General features: G+C 40.8%; 13 protein-coding genes, 1 tRNA gene, 1 rRNA gene and 1 pseudogene. 9 read left to right on the forward strand and 7 right to left on the reverse strand.

Features of this window, described 5'->3' with window-relative positions:
• Nucleotides 1–574 precede the first annotated feature (574 nt).
• From rsmG to asnC, 4 genes are all read right to left on the reverse strand, one after another.
• Entirely contained in the window at nt 575–1,195 is a 621-nt protein-coding gene (gene rsmG / locus AAC155_RS09145; protein ID WP_113041874.1) for a 16S rRNA (guanine(527)-N(7))-methyltransferase RsmG, read from the reverse strand.
• Nucleotides 1,196–1,208: 13 nt separating this feature from the next.
• Nucleotides 1,209–3,098, reverse strand: a complete 1,890-nt coding sequence (gene mnmG, locus AAC155_RS09150) for a tRNA uridine-5-carboxymethylaminomethyl(34) synthesis enzyme MnmG (protein ID WP_112872184.1) — start codon at nt 3,096–3,098, stop codon at nt 1,209–1,211.
• Between the two features lie 380 nt (nt 3,099–3,478).
• A complete protein-coding gene (mioC, locus tag AAC155_RS09155; RefSeq protein ID WP_112872185.1) occupies nt 3,479–3,919 on the reverse strand; it encodes an FMN-binding protein MioC in 441 nt (146 codons plus the stop codon).
• A 91-nt stretch (nt 3,920–4,010) separates the two neighbouring features.
• Complete coding sequence (asnC, locus tag AAC155_RS09160) at nt 4,011–4,472, reverse strand: transcriptional regulator AsnC (RefSeq protein WP_112872186.1); 462 nt, start codon at nt 4,470–4,472, stop codon at nt 4,011–4,013.
• A 165-nt stretch (nt 4,473–4,637) separates the two neighbouring features.
• On the opposite strand from asnC, the gene asnA reads away from it, so the two are divergent.
• Nucleotides 4,638–5,630 (forward strand): aspartate--ammonia ligase, encoded by a 993-nt coding sequence (asnA, locus tag AAC155_RS09165; protein WP_112872187.1) that lies wholly within the window; start codon nt 4,638–4,640, stop codon nt 5,628–5,630.
• A gap of 6 nt (nt 5,631–5,636) precedes the next feature.
• On the opposite strand, the gene viaA is transcribed toward asnA, so the two are convergent.
• Together viaA and ravA are read right to left on the reverse strand one after the other, a co-directional pair.
• Nucleotides 5,637–7,094: an ATPase RavA stimulator ViaA gene (gene viaA, locus AAC155_RS09170; RefSeq protein WP_113041875.1), complete on the reverse strand. Its 1,458-nt coding sequence runs from the start codon at nt 7,092–7,094 to the stop codon at nt 5,637–5,639.
• 4 nt (nt 7,095–7,098) lie between these two features.
• On the reverse strand, nt 7,099–8,601 hold the full coding sequence (gene ravA, locus AAC155_RS09175; RefSeq protein ID WP_113041876.1) for an ATPase RavA: 1,503 nt from the start codon (nt 8,599–8,601) through the stop codon (nt 7,099–7,101).
• Nucleotides 8,602–8,866: 265 nt separating this feature from the next.
• Between ravA and rbsD the strand changes: the two genes are divergently transcribed.
• The 6 genes and pseudogenes from rbsD to rbsR all read left to right on the forward strand — a co-directional run bounded on the left by rbsD (nt 8,867) and on the right by rbsR (nt 14,705).
• Nucleotides 8,867–9,286, forward strand: coding sequence for a D-ribose pyranase (gene rbsD / locus AAC155_RS09180; RefSeq protein ID WP_112872190.1), 420 nt, complete (start codon nt 8,867–8,869; stop codon nt 9,284–9,286).
• Between the two features lie 7 nt (nt 9,287–9,293).
• Nucleotides 9,294–10,799 carry a ribose ABC transporter ATP-binding protein RbsA gene (gene rbsA, locus AAC155_RS09185; protein WP_113041877.1) on the forward strand — a complete coding sequence of 502 codons (1,506 nt, stop codon included), beginning with the start codon at nt 9,294–9,296 and terminating at the stop codon, nt 10,797–10,799.
• A 6-nt stretch (nt 10,800–10,805) separates the two neighbouring features.
• Nucleotides 10,806–11,778 (forward strand): annotated as a pseudogene (rbsC, locus tag AAC155_RS09190) (ribose ABC transporter permease).
• A 24-nt stretch (nt 11,779–11,802) separates the two neighbouring features.
• The gene (rbsB, locus tag AAC155_RS09195) at nt 11,803–12,693 is read left to right on the forward strand and encodes a ribose ABC transporter substrate-binding protein RbsB (protein WP_112872194.1); all 891 of its coding nucleotides are present in this window, start codon (nt 11,803–11,805) and stop codon (nt 12,691–12,693) included.
• Nucleotides 12,694–12,756: 63 nt separating this feature from the next.
• On the forward strand, nt 12,757–13,686 hold the full coding sequence (gene rbsK, locus AAC155_RS09200) for a ribokinase (RefSeq protein WP_113041878.1): 930 nt from the start codon (nt 12,757–12,759) through the stop codon (nt 13,684–13,686).
• Between the two features lie 2 nt (nt 13,687–13,688).
• On the forward strand, nt 13,689–14,705 hold the full coding sequence (gene rbsR / locus AAC155_RS09205; RefSeq protein WP_113041879.1) for a ribose operon transcriptional repressor RbsR: 1,017 nt from the start codon (nt 13,689–13,691) through the stop codon (nt 14,703–14,705).
• Here rbsR and mdtD read toward each other — a convergent pair.
• Nucleotides 14,686–16,077: a multidrug transporter subunit MdtD gene (mdtD, locus tag AAC155_RS09210; RefSeq protein WP_113041880.1), complete on the reverse strand. Its 1,392-nt coding sequence runs from the start codon at nt 16,075–16,077 to the stop codon at nt 14,686–14,688. The two genes, rbsR and mdtD, sit on opposite strands and share 20 nt — an antisense overlap.
• Nucleotides 16,078–16,852: 775 nt before the next feature.
• Between mdtD and AAC155_RS09215 the strand changes: the two genes are divergently transcribed.
• A 16S ribosomal RNA gene (locus AAC155_RS09215) occupies nt 16,853–18,397 on the forward strand.
• An 82-nt stretch (nt 18,398–18,479) separates the two neighbouring features.
• Nucleotides 18,480–18,555 (forward strand) — tRNA-Glu (locus AAC155_RS09220).
• Nucleotides 18,556–18,758: the final 203 nt, after the last annotated feature.

Raw genomic sequence — 18,758 nt, forward strand, 5'->3', positions numbered from 1 at the left:
CAGGTTTTGCTAAAGGTTGTATAAAACTGCCTTTGCTTAAGAGTGTCAAGTGACAAAAACGTGCAAATTATACGGGCCACCAAAATGAATTCAATCCATAAGTAGCGAAAAGGTGAACAATTATTTAAATTTTTTATTTTAGTGCCAGATTGCAAGCTAATGACTGTCCTGATTCCTTGTTTTTAATAATTTCATACATTTCAGACTTAAATGTGATTTAAATCACATAAATTTTTCATTTGTTAATTATCTTTAACATTCACAGTAAATAAAAATAAAATACATTAATAATAAAATCAATTGGTTAATTTAATTCTATACAAAAGAGTGATTATATTATGACTTAAATCACCAAGCTAATTTTTATCTAGTTTAAAAAAGTGAATCTGATGAAAAAACGCTTTATCTGATTTTTAAAGGTTCAACTATCTTAATATCAAGATAACGTTATTTTCATGTAATAACTCGGTAAATTAAAGCTGAAACGAGGCAAACCATAATTAACGATGCTGACTACAGTATAATTGTGCTCAACATCACTAATTATTTATAACTTTATTGACAAATAACAAAATCAGTTTGATTTAAGGATAACCAAATGACGTTGCCCTTCCAGTTCAGGAACATCTAATTTAATAACCGAATCGATAGAAATTCCAAAAGGCAACATAGTCAGCTCCTCTTCTGGAAGCACACCTTTAAGTGCATAGAAACACCCATGAATAGGCTCAGGCAAATGACTGCACCAAGAGACCATATCTTGTAACGAAGCAAAAGCACGGCTTATTACGCCATCAAAAGGTAGTTCAGAAGAATACGCTTCAACCCTGCTTTGTACTGGTTCAATATTTACCAAATCAAGTTCATGCTGAACCTGACGCAAAAATCTCGCCCTTTTACCTAAACTATCCAGCAATGTGAAATGAGAATCTGGACGAACAATAGCTAACGGAATACCTGGCAACCCTGGACCTGTACCCACATCGATAAAACGATGACCTTGCAAATAAGGGCTGACAACAATACTGTCCATGATATGACGCACCAGCATTTGCTCTGGCTCACGTACCGACGTGAGATTGTAAGCTTTATTCCACTTATTGAGCATATCAACATAGGCTACAAGCTGCTGTTTTTGCTGTAGCGACAATTCTATTCCTGCTTTGGTCAGCAACAATTCTAATTTGTTAAGCATAATCAAGATCCTCTCAAGCACTGCGGCGCAATAATCCTTGTTTTTTCAACCACACAAGTAAAATTGAAATTGCCGCAGGTGTTACTCCTGAAATACGTGAAGCCTGACCAATTGAACTCGGTTTATGATCATTGAGTTTAGCGACAACTTCATTGGAAAGACCACTAATTTGGCGGTAATCGAGATCAACCGGTAATGATGTGTTTTCATTACGTAGCTGTTTTTCGATTTCTTCCTGCTGGCGGGCAATATATCCCTCATATTTGACCTGAATTTCAACTTGATCAGCGGCTTGTGGTTCTTCAAGACCTGGAGAAAACAGGGGCAATGAGGTCAAAAGTTCATAGTTCATTTCAGGACGACGCAGTAGATCTTCACCATTAGCTTCTTTCGACAATGGCATTTTCAATATATTGTTTATGTCATCAAGATTATTTGAATTAGGGTGGATCCAAATATTACGTAAACGCTGGCGTTCTTGTTCAACCATTTCCACTTTACGACAATAATGTTCCCAACGTGAATCATCTACCAACCCTAACTCACGGCCTTTTTCTGTTAAACGCAGGTCTGCATTATCTTCACGTAGCATCAAGCGATACTCGGCACGAGAAGTAAACATACGGTATGGTTCTTTAGTCCCTAAAGTACATAAATCGTCAACTAAAACACCAATATAAGCTTGATCACGGCGAGGGAACCAACTTTCTTCTTCTGAAGCGTAACGAGCTGCATTAAGGCCAGCCAAGAGTCCTTGAGCAGCAGCTTCTTCATAACCCGTCGTGCCGTTGATTTGTCCAGCAAAAAATAGACCGTGGATAAATTTACTTTCTAATGTTTGTTTCAGATCTCTTGGATCGAAGAAATCGTATTCTATTGCATAACCAGGACGAATAATGCGAGCATTTTCCATTCCTTTCATGGAGTGAACAATTTGCATCTGTACGTCAAATGGTAAGCTAGTAGAAATACCATTTGGATAGATTTCATTGCTAGTCAATCCTTCAGGTTCAAGGAAAATCTGGTGAGCATCACGATCTGCAAAACGCATGACTTTATCTTCGATTGAAGGACAATAGCGAGGACCGATCCCTTCAATGATCCCCGTATACATTGGGCTACGATCCAGATTATTGCGGATCACATCGTGGGTTTTTTCATTCGTATGGGTGATGTAACACGGTATTTGTTGTGGATGTTGTTTCACATTTCCAAGGAAAGAGAATACTGGAGTTGGATAATCACCTAGTTGTTGTGTTAACTGACTAAAATCAATAGTTCTGGCATCAATACGTGGTGGTGTTCCTGTTTTCAATCTGTTTACACGTAAAGGCAACTCACGTAAGCGCTGTGCCAACGAAATGGCTGGGGGATCACCGGCCCTTCCACCACTATAGTTTTCCAAACCAATGTGGATTTTACCGTCAAGAAATGTTCCTACAGTCAAAACAACAGCTTTAGCTCTGAACTTAAGGCCCATGCGTGTCACTGCGCCAGTAACTGTGTCATTTTCAACAATGAGATCTTCTACAGGTTGTTGAAAGATCATTAGATTAGGTTGGTTTTCCAATGCCATGCGTACAGCTTGACGATAGAGAACCCTATCCGCTTGAGCACGTGTTGCACGAACTGCGGGCCCTTTACTGGCATTTAAAGTTCTGAATTGGATACCCGCTTGGTCAGTTGCTTTAGCCATTAAGCCACCAAGCGCATCAATTTCTTTAACCAGATGCCCTTTACCGATCCCACCAATGGCTGGGTTACATGACATTTGGCCCAAAGTGTCAATATTGTGGGTCAGCAATAAGGTTTGACGGCCCATACGAGCGGCTGCCATAGCCGCTTCAGTACCGGCATGACCACCACCGATAATAATGACGTCAAATTGTTCTGGATAAAACATGGTGATGAACCTTTAGTTATAAAAATGCTCAGTGTTGCATTAAGGGAGGAGAATTCTACTCAAGTTTCAGTGATAGACCAAGTGGGTGAGATCACCGGTAATTAAAAGAAGATCTTTTTTATTTAAAGATCTATTTATTAGATCTTTTATTAGGATCATGATCTTTTGTGGATAAGTTATTTTTCCTTAGAAAGATCATAAAGCTGTAAAGGATCATTTGTTGTGAATGATCCGTGATCCTACAAGGTATAAACTGGGATCTAAATCGGTAGTTATTCACAGGGTGATCATTGTCATATAGTTATACTATGGATAACTACGGGTTAACCCCGGCTTTTTAGATAAGTTATCCACAATCGTTTGCTGTTTTTTTGTTCTTATTAGAGTGCGTTTGCCCAATCTTTAACCCATTCTTCTGCTGGATCTTCGGGGATCTCATGCTGTTGAATATCAATTTCCAGACGATCACCGAGACGTTTAGCACCATTTTCTATCAATAGTTGGTCAAATGATCTTATTGCACCGCAAAAAGTATCGTATTCGGAACTACCAAGGCCAACAGCGCCAAACGTTACCTTGCTGAGATCAGGTTTTTGGTCAGAAATTTCTGCGGCCAATGGTTGTATATTTTCTGGCAATTCTCCTGCTCCATGTGTAGATGTGACGACTAGCCAGATTCCTTCTTGAGGAAGTTCATCTAAAGAGGGGCCATGTAGCATTTTAGTGGAGAAACCAGCATCTTCCAGAATTTCAGCCATATGTTCAGCTACGTATTCAGCACTGCCCATCGTGCTGCCGCTGATTAAGGTAATAGTGGCCATAGTGATCCCAACAGATTTCAAGAGCCGCTATTGTACGCTGTGAATCTATTGGGATCTACCTGTGGATAATGTGGTTATAACAAATTTTATTTTATGGCTTGATTGTTCGCATGATCGGGTTTTGTAAGGAGATCAGGGTTTCTGTTGATTGAATTTCATCGATAGTCTGTATTTTGTTGATAAGTACATCTTGAAGGGATTCAATTGAGCGGCACATAACTTTAATAAAGATGCTGTAGTGGCCTGTTGTGTAGTAAACCTCAACTACTTCACCCAGGTTGTCTAGTTTTTTCAGAGCTGATGGGTAATCTTTAGCACTCTTAAGAATAATGCCAATAAAGCAACACACATCATAACCAAGTTGTTTTGTGCTGATATCGACTCTGGTACCGGTAATGATTCCTGCTTGCTTCATTTTTTCCACGCGAACGTGAATTGTTCCCGGACTGACAGCAAATTTCTTTGCTAGTTCGGCATAAGGTGTACGTGCGTTGTCCATTAAAGCGTGAAGTATGTCACGGTCTAGATTATCGATCTGATAAATTTCTGCCATTTTCAGCCCCTTTTTTTAAGGAATTTTCATTTTTTAATCTTAAAAATGAATTTTATGAATCATAAAGTCTATTTTTATTAAAGTATATTGAATTTATCCCTCATTTTATTGCTTAATGTTTCCAACAGGACATCAGGGCCACCTAAAAAATTAGAGAATAACATTATGAAAAAGTCGTTTATTGAAAAGCAGCAACAAATCAGTTTTGTGAAATCTTTCTTTTCCCGTCTGCTGGAAAGCAAACTGGGTCTGATTGAAGTACAGGGGCCAATCCTAAGTTGTTTGGGAGATGGTATTCAGGACAACTTGTCCGGCCATGAAAAAGCTGTTCAGGTAAAAGTAAAAACTTTACCGGATTCAACTTTCGAAGTAGTACATTCGTTGGCTAAATGGAAACGTAAGACACTGGGTCGTTTTGGCTTTCAGCCTGAACAAGGGCTTTACACTCACATGAAAGCATTGCGTCCAGATGAGGATCGCTTAACACCAATTCACTCTGTTTATGTTGATCAATGGGATTGGGAAAAAGTGATGGGAGATGGGCAACGCTCACTTGCTTATCTTAAACAGACAGTAGGTAAAATTTACGAAGCAATAAAAGAAACAGAAAAAGCTGTCAGCAAAGAGTTTGGTCTGGCACCGTTCCTGCCAGATCAAATTCACTTTGTTCATAGTGAAACGCTTCTGAGCCGTTATCCGGATCTGGATGCAAAAGGCCGTGAACGTGCTATTGCTAAAGAATTAGGTGCTGTTTTCCTCATTGGTATTGGTGCGAAATTATCTGATGGTCAATCTCATGATGTGCGTGCGCCTGATTATGATGACTGGACGACACCAAACAGCGATGGTTTTGTTGGCCTAAACGGCGACATCATTGTCTGGAACCCTGTTTTGGAGGATGCGTTTGAGATCTCTTCTATGGGTATCCGTGTTGATGCAGAAGCATTGGAGCGTCAGCTAGCACTGACTAGTGATGAAGAGCGTTTACAATATGATTGGCACCAGGCGTTACTCAAAGGCGACATGCCGCAGTCTATTGGTGGCGGTATTGGTCAATCCCGTTTAGTGATGTTACTGCTGCAAATGAAACACATTGGTCAAGTTCAGTGCAGTATCTGGTCACCTGAAGTACGCGAAACTGTAGAAGATATGCTTTGATTCAAGTTAGTGACGCCATTTTCTCAGTAAACGGCTTTTAAGTCCGGTATCAAAGTGCCAGATATGATCGAATATCCGCATAATATCTGGCTTACCATATTGGGACATGGAGACCGCATGGAAGCGGTGTTGCTGATGCAGTTGCAGATTTTTTATCTGATGGATTAGTGAGTTTGGCAGACGCTGAGCAATGAAATCTGAGATAACAACAGCATCAGCATTTTTCCAACATTTTTCTTTCATTTTTTCTATTGTGCTTGTCAGACAAAAAGCGAGATCTGTCCCTCCTTTGAAAGTTTGGCTGAGAAAACGAATAGCTTGCTCCAGACCATCTGGTGAAGATAGTTCATAGTGCACAATTCCTGTCGTAAATAGCATGATATGACAGTTGCGATTATCAGCTAGAGCAATGCGTAACAGTGCTAAACAAAAGGCTTTGGCGCATTTTTCATTGAATTTCCCCATAGAACCGGAAGTATCTACACAAATAATAAATGGTCCTCGTGGTCTTTCTTCCTGGCTATAATAAGTGACTGGCCGTAATGTTGTTTTTTCTCGCCAGTTATCACCTTGTAAGCGATAGGTCAGGAGTTTTTTTTCCACTAATTTGCGATAAAACTCATATTCCAGATCTTCAATTCCTAATATCGCTAATTCTATTGGCAACAGGCGCAGAATATCATCACTTTGTCCGATACCATTTACCTGTTCAGGAACGGTATCGGGTGTTCGTTCGATTGTAGTAACTGGTTCGAAAGAATGGTTTTCTTGTGGTTTTGATTTTGCAGATTGGCTACGTCCAAGTAATTGAGCTAATTTTTTCAGTTCCGGCTGTTGGTGAAGAAATTCACTATAGCGGATCAATAACTGCTTATCATTTTGGGAATGATTTAACTGACTTTTGCTCATATCCCATAATCGTCCTGTTGCCCTATCATTTTCACTAAAAACAGGATCAAGATTACCGCTTAGTGTCAGCCTTTGTTGCAGTTCTGCCAGTAATTGCTCTTTTTCTTGCTCCAACAATTGCTTCTGGAAGGTTGTAGTTTGCAGGATCAAACTGATCCTCCATCGTTGAATAAATAGGGTTTGTAGTGTATTTGAATCAGCAATGGTGTTGGTTGCGAGTTTCTGTGCTTCTTCACTAAAAGGGGATTCAATTCGGTTCAGAGTTTCTAAAATATCGGGAAGTTTAAGGTAAAAATGATTTGTATTGGCAGACAGTACTTGTTGATATAACTGAAATTCTTCTGCTAGAGTTGCAGGAATGAGCGCTTCTTTAATCCTTTGCTGTAAATCGTGTTTCCAGCCAGGGATATCTTTTAGTAGTGCACGTTTCAAGCGAGGATGTTTTTCAAAAAAGATAGCTAACTGAGGTGAAGCTAAAAGCGTTAATATGATCTCTTCTATCATCTCTCCTTCGTTTATTGACAGTAAAAGATCAAGGGTTGTCAGACTAATCATTTAATTAGCTGCCTATTTTTATTTTCAACTGCTTAATTTTATCTGATAACTGGATAAAGCTTTGCTCTATCGTAGCAAGCCAATGACTTTCAATAAATAGACATGGCTGATGCTGATTAAACAGTTGGTGTTGGTGATGAATTTCTTGATTAACTTTTTCCAATCTTTCCAGCCACTCGTTGTTTTCTTCATTTTTCTGATGCTGATGATCTGGTAAATATAGCGTGGATGAACGGCGGCTAATATCAAAAATCTCTGGCTGATGTGCTGAATTAACTTCGGCTGCTATGTTTTGTGGAAAACCAATACCGTTCAGACGGGCTGATAATTCTCTGCCTTTGTTTATCCAGATAATCAACGCTTTTTTTTCCAATTCAATGAAATTGACTTTAATATCATGGAGATGAAGAGGTGTATGTAAGAATAGAATCAATTTTTCTTCATTGATATGATCGGGTAGCGAATATTGTATTTTACGTCCAAACAGACTGGTTTGTTTTTCCAGCTTTAACGCCTGTTGATCATTTTTATCCTGACGGGCTTGAGTCCATTGGTGATAAAGCGAATCAATTTTTTGAGATAATATTCTTTGCCGATATGCCTGTTCGGTCATGAGAGTATTCAAGTATTGGGGTAATAATTTAAAAGAGTGAAGATCATGCCACAGGCAATCTTTCAGTAATATTAAATCAAGAGATGATATCTCTTTTCTGCCATTGAAGAAAGCACTGGCTTGTAATAAATGAATGGCTTTCTTCCAGCGCCTGTCTGAAACGTAAGGTGAATGTTCTGTTGTATCAAGTTGCTGACGTAGATGATAAATAATATCAAAACAACTATCTGGTAGAACTATTTTATCAACCTCTTTTTGCCATTGATGGAATTCTTCGCTTGTTATTTGAATGTCTGCCGGAACAGGGTTATCATTTTCATTTTTGTGGCTAGTGAGTAACGCTCGGAAATTCTTCTTTTCTTGAATTTTATCCAGCCAGATACGAATTAGCATTCTGTCATAAAGTGCTTCCAGACTGTTATCTGCTTCAGGCAGCTCATTGGATGCTGTTATAAGTAATCGCATTGGAATTTTCTCTTCTGTATCCCCATTTCTGAATTTTCTTTCATTAATTGCAGTCAGTAGGGTATTAAGAATTGCCGGACCGGCTTTCCATATTTCGTCAAGGAAGACAATTTCAGTTTCAGGTAAATATCCGTTAGTTAGACGTTGATAACGTCCTTCTTCTTTCAGTGCTTGAATAGAAAGAGGGCCGAAAATTTCTTCAGGGGTTGAAAAGCGAGTCATCAGATATTCAAATGCTCTGGCATCACGAAACGCAAATTTCAATCGTCGGGCTATCAAACTTTTTGCGATGCCTGGAGGACCGAGTAGAAAAACACTTTCTCCACACAATGCAGCTAGCAAACATAAACGAATAGCCTGCTGTCTTTCATACAGACCACTTTCCAAATAATGACTTAAGCAAACTATTTTTTCTGTTAATAATATCATAATTCATACCAATATTATCTGTTGGATTAGATAAAACCTAATTAGCCTTCTCCATAGATTTTAATCATTATTTGTTGATGTAGACAATATTTACCTTAAAAATCGATTCAGCGTCAAATATTCAATAAGTTAACGTTTTTTTTTCGTTTCTTTTATTATCGAAACGTTTCGATAGTGATCACATTTTTGTATCACTAATGTTGCATTTTAAATATTACTTTCTATATTACTAAATAGCGAAACGTTTCGCTAATGGAATAAAAAAATGAAAAAAGGTGTATTACTTAATTCTGAAATTTCAGCCGTAATTTCTCAGCTAGGGCATACTGACCAGATTACAATTGGTGATGCTGGATTACCAATTCCTTCTTTAGCCCAGCGGATTGATTTAGCGCTAACCCAGGGAATTCCCAGTTTTATATCCGTTCTTAATGTCGTTACACAAGAAATGCAGATTGAAGCTGCATTCTTAGCTGAGGAGATCATTGACCATAATCCTTTGATACATCAATTAATATTAACTCAAATTAAAGAGCTTGAGAAACAGCAAGGGAATTCAATTACTGTAGATTATATTAGTCATAATATGTTGAAAGAAAAAACAAAACATAGCCGAGCGGTGATTCGCACAGGAGAGCATTCTCCTTATGCTAATATTATCTTTTGTGCCGGTGTGACTTTCTGAGGTGATTATGCTGCCTGTACTGGAACTAAAAGGAATTAGTAAATCTTTTCCCGGTGTCAAAGCATTATCTGGCGCGGCACTACGTGTTTACCCGGGTAAAGTGATGGCTCTGGTAGGGGAAAATGGTGCAGGTAAATCCACGATGATGAAAGTGTTGACTGGAATATATACCAGAGATACAGGCACGGTTCATTACCTAGGAAAAGAAGTGATTTTTTCTGGCCCTAGCTCCTCTCAGAAAGCGGGGATCGGGATTATCCATCAGGAATTAAATCTTATTCCCCAACTGACCATTGCTGAAAATATTTTCCTGGGACGCGAATTTGTTAATAAATTCGGTGCGATTGACTGGGGAAAAATGTATCAGGAAGCCGATCGTCTTTTAAAAAAATTGAATCTGAGTTACAGCAGTCACCGTTTAGTCGCTGAACTTTCTATCGGTAATCAGCAACTGGTTGAAATTGCTAAGGTACTGAGTTTTAAATCCAAAGTTATCATTATGGATGAGCCAACTGATGCGCTGACCGATACAGAAACTGAATCATTATTTCTCGTAATACATGAACTAAGATCTCAGGGATGCGGTATTGTTTATATTTCCCATCGTTTGAGAGAAATTTTTGAAATTTGCGATGATGTGACGGTATTCCGTGATGGACAATTTATTGGTGAAAAGTCGGTAAAAGAGCTAAAAGAAGAGACTCTGATTGAAATGATGGTTGGGCGAAAACTGGAAGATCAGTATCCTCGCCTGAATTTACCTCGGGGCAAAAAACGACTTGAGGTTAAGCAGATTTCTGGTTCCGGTGTGACAAATGCCAGTTTTTCTCTTTATAGAGGGGAAATTTTGGGTATATCAGGGCTAATGGGGGCTGGCCGCACTGAATTGATGAAAATTATTTATGGTGCGTTGCCAAAAACTCAGGGGCGAATCACACTGGATGAAACCCCCATTGTAATTCGTAACCCTCAGGATGGGTTAGCTTGTGGGATTGTTTATATTTCAGAAGATCGTAAACGTGATGGCTTAGTTTTGGGAATGTCAATCAAAGATAATATGTCTCTTACTGCCTTACGTTATTTCAGTAACTGGTTAGGTAGTCTTAATCATAAAGAAGAACAGAATGCAGTTAGTGACTTTATTAAATTGTTTAGTATCAAGACACCTTCAATGGGACAAGCTATAGGTTTACTTTCTGGTGGTAATCAGCAAAAAGTAGCTATTGCCCGTGGATTAATGACTAGACCAAAAGTTCTTATTCTAGATGAACCTACGCGTGGTGTAGATGTTGGCGCAAAAAAAGAAATTTATCAATTAATTAATCAATTCAAGAAAGAGGGGCTAAGTATTATTCTCGTTTCTTCTGAAATGCCAGAAGTGATAGGAATGAGTGATCGTATTTTGGTTATGTGTGAAGGCCGGATCAGTGGCGAATTTTTTGCTGAACAGGCAACTCAAGAAGTTTTGATGGCAGCGGCTGTAGGCAAACAATATGGAGCGATTCAGGAGTAATTCAGTATGAATTCTAATATACCACCGACATTTAAACGTTGGTTTACTAAAGAGTGGTTACTGAAACAAAAGTCACTGATTGCGTTACTAGTGCTGATAGCCGTAGTTTCTTCTCTTAGCCAAAATTTTTTCACTTTAAATAACTTGTTTAATATTCTGCAACAAACATCAGTCAATGCCATTATAGCCGTTGGGATGACATTGGTTATCCTGACATCGGGTATTGACCTGTCTGTTGGTTCATTGCTTGCGTTAACAGGTGCAGTAGCAGCTTCATTGGTTAGTACGGAAGTTAATGCTCTGGTGGCTATCGTGAGTGCTTTGGCTTTAGGTGCTGCAATTGGTGCTTGTACAGGAATAATAATTGCTAAAGGTAAAGTACAGGCATTTATTGCCACTCTAGTCATGATGTTGTTACTTCGTGGAATAACCCGTGTCTATACTGATGGTAGCCCAATAAATACAGGATTCAGTGATAATGCGGATCTGTTTGGCTGGTTTGGTATTGGCCGTCTACTGGGAATTCCTACTCCAGTATGGCTGATGTTGATAGTTTTTGTTATCGCCTGGTATATCCTGCATCACACCCGTTTAGGTCGTTATATTTATGCCTTGGGGGGGGAATGAATCGGCTACCCGTTTATCTGGTATCAATATCGATAAAATTAAAATTATCGTTTACTCCTTATGCGGTTTACTGACGGCATTGGCAAGTATTATTGAAGTCGCTCGTCTTTCTTCTGCTCAACCTATGGCAGGGGGAGGTTATGAATTAGATGCTATTGCTGCCGTAGTACTGGGAGGAACTCGACTGGCTGGTGGTAAGGGATTAATTATTGGTACTCTGATTGGTGCACTAATCCTCGGTTTTTTAAACAATGGCTTAAACTTATTAGGTATTTCTTCTAACTATCAGATGATTGTTAAAGCAATTGTAATATTGTTGGCAGTTCTGGTTGATAACAAAAATGGTAAATAACCTCACCCTACAGGAAATAACATGATGAAAGTGAAGAAATTAGTAACAATTTTATCTGCTGTTGCGCTAAGTATGACTGTAAGTATAAATGCATTGGCGAAAGACACTATCGCGTTAGTCATTTCTACACTGAATAATCCATTCTTTGTCACAATGAAAGATAGCGCTCAAAAAGAGGCGGATAAGTTGGGCTATAACCTAATTGTGTTGGATTCTCAGGATAATCCAGCGAAAGAATTAGCTAATGTTCAGGATTTGACGGTACGTGGTACTAAACTCATGCTAATTAACCCGACTGACTCCGATGCTGTTGGTAATGCCATTATTATGGCTAACAATGCCAAAATTCCGGTCATTACTCTAGATCGGATAGCGAATAAAGGTACTGTTGTCAGTCATATTGCTTCTGATAATCGCTTGGGGGGTAAAATAGCGGGTGATTTTATCGCCGAGAAATTAGGGAGTGAAGCCAAAATTATTCAGCTAGAAGGTATTGCCGGTACTTCTGCTGCCCGTGAACGTGGTGAAGGATTTAATAAGGTAGCACAGGAACATAAATTCAATATGTTAGCTAGTCAGCCTGCTGATTTCGATCGTACTAAGGGACTGAACGTTATGCAGAACTTACTGACGGCTCATTCGGCTGTACAAGCTGTATTTGCTCAGAATGATGAGATGGCGTTAGGTGCTTTGCGCGCTTTACAAACAGCAGGTAAAAGCGATGTATTAGTTGTTGGTTTTGATGGTACTGGAGATGGTATCAAAGCTGTCCAACGTGGAAAACTAGGAGCGACAATCGCTCAGCGTCCTGATCAAATTGGTATCGTTGGTGTTCAGACTGCAAATAAAGTGCTGAGAGGCGAAAAAGTTGAAGCCGTCATCCCTGTGGAATTGGAGTTAGTTATTAAAAAATAAATCGGTATTTGTGCCGTTACTCATTGATGGTGGTGACGGCATAATTAAAAAGGAATAAATGTAATGAGTACAGCAAAACTTGCGGTGCTTGGCAGCATAAATGCTGACCATATTTTGAATCTTAAGTCATTCCCTCGTTCGGGGGAAACGGTGATCGGGGAACAATATCAAGTTGCTTTTGGTGGTAAAGGTGCTAATCAGGCGGTAGCAGCAGGCCGCAGCGGTGCTGACATTACATTTATTGCTTGTGTTGGTGAGGACGATATTGGTTTTCGTATCTATCAGCAGTTAGCAAAGGATAATATTAAAACTTCTGGCATTGAAGTGATTAAAGGAGAAACAACGGGTGTAGCGTTGATTTTCGTTAATCAGCAAGGTGAAAACGTTATTGGTATCAATGCAGGCGCTAATGCGGCGTTGACACCGGAATATTTCTATCGCTACCAAAATATTATTGAGGAAGCAGATGCATTATTGATGCAACTTGAGTCTCCATTGGAAACAGTGCAACTTGCTGCAACAATAGCTAAGCAAAATAATACAAAAGTGATACTCAATCCGGCGCCTGCCAGAAAATTATCTGATCAATTGCTCTCGCTGGTGGATATCATTACACCGAATGAAACAGAAGCTGAATATCTCACTGGAATTAAAGTAGAAAATGATTCAGATGCGGAAAAAGCGTCTCAAGTGTTGCATGATAAAGGTATTGATACGGTAATTATCACATTGGGTAGCCGTGGGGTATGGTTGAGTGAAAGCGGTCAGAAAGGAAAGATTGTTCCGGGATTTAAAGTTAACGTTGTAGATACTGTTGCGGCAGGAGATACTTTCAACGGTGCGTTGGTGACAGCATTATTGGAAAGAAAATCCATGTCATCTGCCATACGATTTGCTCACTCTGCTGCTGCGATAGCGGTAACCCGTCAGGGAGCTCAGCCTTCCGTCCCGTGGCGAAATGAAATTGAGGCATTTTTAACTGAACAGGATTAACAGTGGCTACAATGAAAGATGTTGCTCGTTTTGCAGGCGTTTCTACATCAACTGTATCTCATGTTATTAATAATAATCGTTATGTCAGTGATGGTGTGAAAAAGAAAGTTAACGATGCGATTGAGCAATTGAATTATGCGCCATCAGCGCTTGCAAGAAGTCTTAAAATCAAGCAAACCAAAACCATTGGTATGCTGGTCACAACCAGTAATAATCCTTTTTACGCTGAAATTGTAAGAGGGGTTGAACGAAGCTGTTATGAGCGTGGTTACAGCCTTATCTTGTGTAATACAGAGGGTGATGCCAAGCGGATGGATTACAGCATGGAAACTTTGCTGCAAAAGCGAGTAGATGGAGTGTTGATTATGTGTACTGAAAATCAACACCGCTCCTGTGATGTTTTGCGTCGTTATCCTCCTTTACCTATGGTTATGATGGATTGGTCTCCATTTGATATTGTCAGCGATGTTATTCAGGACAACTCTTTATTGGGGGGGGAGATAGCCACTAATTACCTTATTAGCTGTGGTTTTAAAAAAATAGCCTGTATTGCAGGTCCACAAGATAAAACACCCGCTAATCATAGATTGCAAGGATATAGAAAGGCAATGGCAAATGCTGGTCTTGTTATTCCTGAAGGCTATGAAATTTACAGTGATTTTGAATTTGCTGGTGGTTTTGAATCAATGCAAAAATTGCTGCAACATCCTGAATCGCCGGAAGCTGTTTTTGCCAGCAATGATGCAATGGCTGTTGGCGCTTATCAGGCTCTGTACCAAGTAGGGCTTTCTGTGCCGGATGATATTTCCATCATTGGTTATGATGATATCGACTTTGCTCCTTATATGATCCCACCGTTGACAACCATTCATCAGCCAAAAGATGAGCTAGGAAAGCTTGCTGTTGATACTTTGCTTTATCGGATGAATAATCCAGAAAGTGATCCTAAATTGCTAGTATTAACTCCAACACTGATTGAGCGCAGCTCAGTTTCTGTTCTTAAGTGTTCTTTTTCTTAATCATGTTATCTCCATCTTCCTTATGTAATAACAGGAAGGTAGAAGAAGCGAGTAAAGTTATTATTCCTACGGTAATAAAAGTACTGTGAAAATGATCAACAGTCGTTCCATAATGCATGGATTCATAGAAACGGAGAATAGCGGCACTTACTGCAACACCGAAGCTAATAGATAACTGCTGAGTTACAGCTAATAAACTATTTCCCGAGCTGGCATTATTATCGGTCAGATCAGCGAGAGTAATGGTATTCATCGAAGTAAATTGAATGGATACAGCCATACCCAGTAAAAATAGTGGAATAGCCAAAAGGACAGCGGACATTTCTGGTGATTGCAGTGAAAATTGAGAAATCATTAATCCAATAATGATTGTTATGCTAACCAGCGTCTTACGATATCCAAAGCGAGTTAATACATTAGTAACGAAAGATTTGGCTATAACAGAACCAATAGCTGTTGGGGCCATCACCATGCCGGCAATGACTGCTGAATAACCAAATCCAACTTGTAGCATCAAAGGAATTAGAAAAGGAATACAACCAGTTCCCAAACGTGTAACAATATTACCTATAATACCTATAGAGAATGTGCGAATGCGGAACAATTTCAGGCTGATAAGCGGTTGGGTTTGTTTTCTAGCATGCATCAGATAACCAAATAATATCATAAAACCACCGACCATAATTGTCAGAGGTATATAACTTGGTAACGTACTTTCCCCTAGTAAATCTAAACTGACAGAAACCATGATTAAACTCAGTCCAAAAAGTATAAAACCGAGAAAGTCAAATGAGCGTTTTGGCATTGTAAAATTAGGCATATGCTTTTTAGCATAAATAATCCCCAATAAACCGATTGGAATATTGATAATAAATATCCAATGCCAGGTAGCATAAGTGACTAATAATCCACCGAGCATAGGACCAAGAATTGGCCCTACTAACCCAGGCATGGTAACAAAATTCATAACGGGTAGAAGTTCGCTGCGTGGATACGCACGTAATAACGCAAGGCGGGCAACGGGCATCATCATTGCGCCACCAATTCCCTGAATTACACGGGAAATAACCAGAAAAGTTAAATTACCTGATAAGGCACAGGCAAGGGAGCCTAAAGAAAACAAGGATACAGCAAAAATAAATATTCGGCGGGTGCCAAAACGATCTGCTAACCAGCCGCTGACTGGAATTAGCAAAGCAACAGTCAGAATATAGCTGACAACAGCAGATTGCATCGCTAAAGGTGAATGTTCGAGGCTTTCAGCAATAGCGGGCAATGCTGTGTTGAGAATTGTTGCATCTAAGGCTTGCATAAAGAAAGCTATTGCAGCAATCCAGGGTAGCCCCGCCATATTACGAGCGGTTTTTACCATTAATAATCCTGCTTACTTTTATCCAGCCAATGTTTGGTTGGATATTAATCTAATTCACTACTATATAAGATCATTAGCGCTCTGTTAATAACTTTTGGTAAGCGAGAAGTGCGCTATGATTGTCACCTTTAACAATTCTTTCATGAGCTTCCAGTTGTACAATTTTATCGGAAATAATAGCTTCAAAGTGATTCTGGTAAAACAGATGAAATAGTTTGTCTACTTATATTACTTTAGTTTTGGAGTAATTATTGTCGATGTCATCAGTTTTTGTATGAAAAAAATACATAAATACAAGTTTTGTTGAAAAAAACCGCTAACGGCAGTTTTTTTTAAATAAATGCTTGCCAGCGTCAAAGAACGCCCTATAATGCGCCACCACTGACCGACACAACGCTGATAAACATTGTGAGGTCGGGCAGAGAAAAAGCTAATAAGCGCTTGACTCTGCGGGCGAAAGGCGTAGTATACGCAGCCCGGCTGAACGAGAATATCACGTTTTATTTCAGCCTGCTCTTTAACAATTAATCAGACAATCTGTGTGGGCACTCACAAGACCGTATCACAAAAAAATACGTTTTAAAGTCTTGAAGAGTGAACAACAGTTAATTCATTACGAATTAATTTAGTAACGTTATTTTGGCAGGATAACGCGAAGGCAAGCGAGCAGCACCGAGACAGTACCTCAGTACGGCGAGGTGTAGCGCAGTGAAGCCGACAAAGTTAGCCAAACAAAAGAGCGTTAATCAGTGAGATTCTTTGAGCATCAAGCTTTGAATTGAAGAGTTTGATCATGGCTCAGATTGAACGCTGGCGGCAGGCCTAACACATGCAAGTCGAGCGGTAACAGGAAAGTGCTTGCGCTTTTGCTGACGAGCGGCGGACGGGTGAGTAATGTCTGGGGATCTGCCCGAGGGCGGGGGATAACCACTGGAAACGGTGGCTAATACCGCATAATGTCGCGAGACCAAAGTGGGGGACCTGAAAGGGCCTCACGCCATCGGATGAACCCAGATGGGATTAGCTAGTAGGTAGGGTAACGGCCTACCTAGGCGACGATCTCTAGCTGGTCTGAGAGGATGACCAGCCACACTGGGACTGAGACACGGCCCAGACTCCTACGGGAGGCAGCAGTGGGGAATATTGCACAATGGGCGCAAGCCTGATGCAGCCATGCCGCGTGTATGAAGAAGGCCTTCGGGTTGTAAAGTACTTTCAGCGGGGAGGAAGGAATTGGCTTGAAGAGAGTTAATTTTTGACGTTACCCGCAGAAGAAGCACCGGCTAACTCCGTGCCAGCAGCCGCGGTAATACGGAGGGTGCAAGCGTTAATCGGAATGACTGGGCGTAAAGCGCACGCAGGCGGTGAATTAAGTTAGATGTGAAATCCCCGGGCTCAACCTGGGAATGGCATCTAAGACTGGTTGACTGGAGTCTCGTAGAGGGGGGTAGAATTCCATGTGTAGCGGTGAAATGCGTAGAGATGTGGAGGAATACCGGTGGCGAAGGCGGCCCCCTGGACGAAGACTGACGCTCAGGTGCGAAAGCGTGGGGAGCAAACAGGATTAGATACCCTGGTAGTCCACGCTGTAAACGATGTCGATTTGGAGGTTGCGGTCTTGAGCTGTGGCTTCCGGAGCTAACGCGTTAAATCGACCGCCTGGGGAGTACGGCCGCAAGGTTAAAACTCAAATGAATTGACGGGGGCCCGCACAAGCGGTGGAGCATGTGGTTTAATTCGATGCAACGCGAAGAACCTTACCTACTCTTGACATCCTCAGAATTTGCTGGAGACAGCGAAGTGCCTTCGGGACCTGAGAGACAGGTGCTGCATGGCTGTCGTCAGCTCGTGTTGTGAAATGTTGGGTTAAGTCCCGCAACGAGCGCAACCCTTATCCTTTGTTGCCAGCGCGTGAAGGCGGGAACTCAAAGGAGACTGCCGGTGATAAACCGGAGGAAGGTGGGGATGACGTCAAGTCATCATGGCCCTTACGAGTAGGGCTACACACGTGCTACAATGGCGGATACAAAGTGAAGCGACCTCGCGAGAGCAAGCGGAACACACAAAGTCTGTCGTAGTCCGGATTGGAGTCTGCAACTCGACTCCATGAAGTCGGAATCGCTAGTAATCGTAGATCAGCATGCTACGGTGAATACGTTCCCGGGCCTTGTACACACCGCCCGTCACACCATGGGAGTGGGTTGCAAAAGAAGTCGGTAGCTTAACCGAAAGGGGGGCGCTGACCACTTTGTGGTTCATGACTGGGGTGAAGTCGTAACAAGGTAACCGTAGGGGAACCTGCGGTTGGATCACCTCCTTACCTGAGATAGGTTAAGTGCAGTGCTCACACAGATTGTCTGATGAAAGTAGAGTGCAAATGAGTCTGCGAAGCTGACCGGCGTGTCCCCTTCGTCTAGAGGCCTAGGACACCGCCCTTTCACGGCGGTAACAGGGGTTCGAATCCCCTAGGGGACGCCATATTGCATGATGACGGGTGAAAGGCGTCGTCAGGTTATCTTTAAGCGGATTTAAGCGAGTCTGTTTAGCGATATAAGCTCTTTAACAATCTGGAACAAGCTGAAAAATTGAAATTCTCACTGATATCCTTGGGATATGAGTGAAGAGTCTCTCAAGCTGAACAATTCGAGACACTTTCGGGTTGTGAGGTTAAGCGACGAAGC

It is taken from the genome of Photorhabdus sp. HUG-39 (assembly GCF_963878365.1).
GTDB classification, from domain to species: Bacteria; Pseudomonadota; Gammaproteobacteria; order Enterobacterales; family Enterobacteriaceae; genus Photorhabdus; species Photorhabdus kayaii.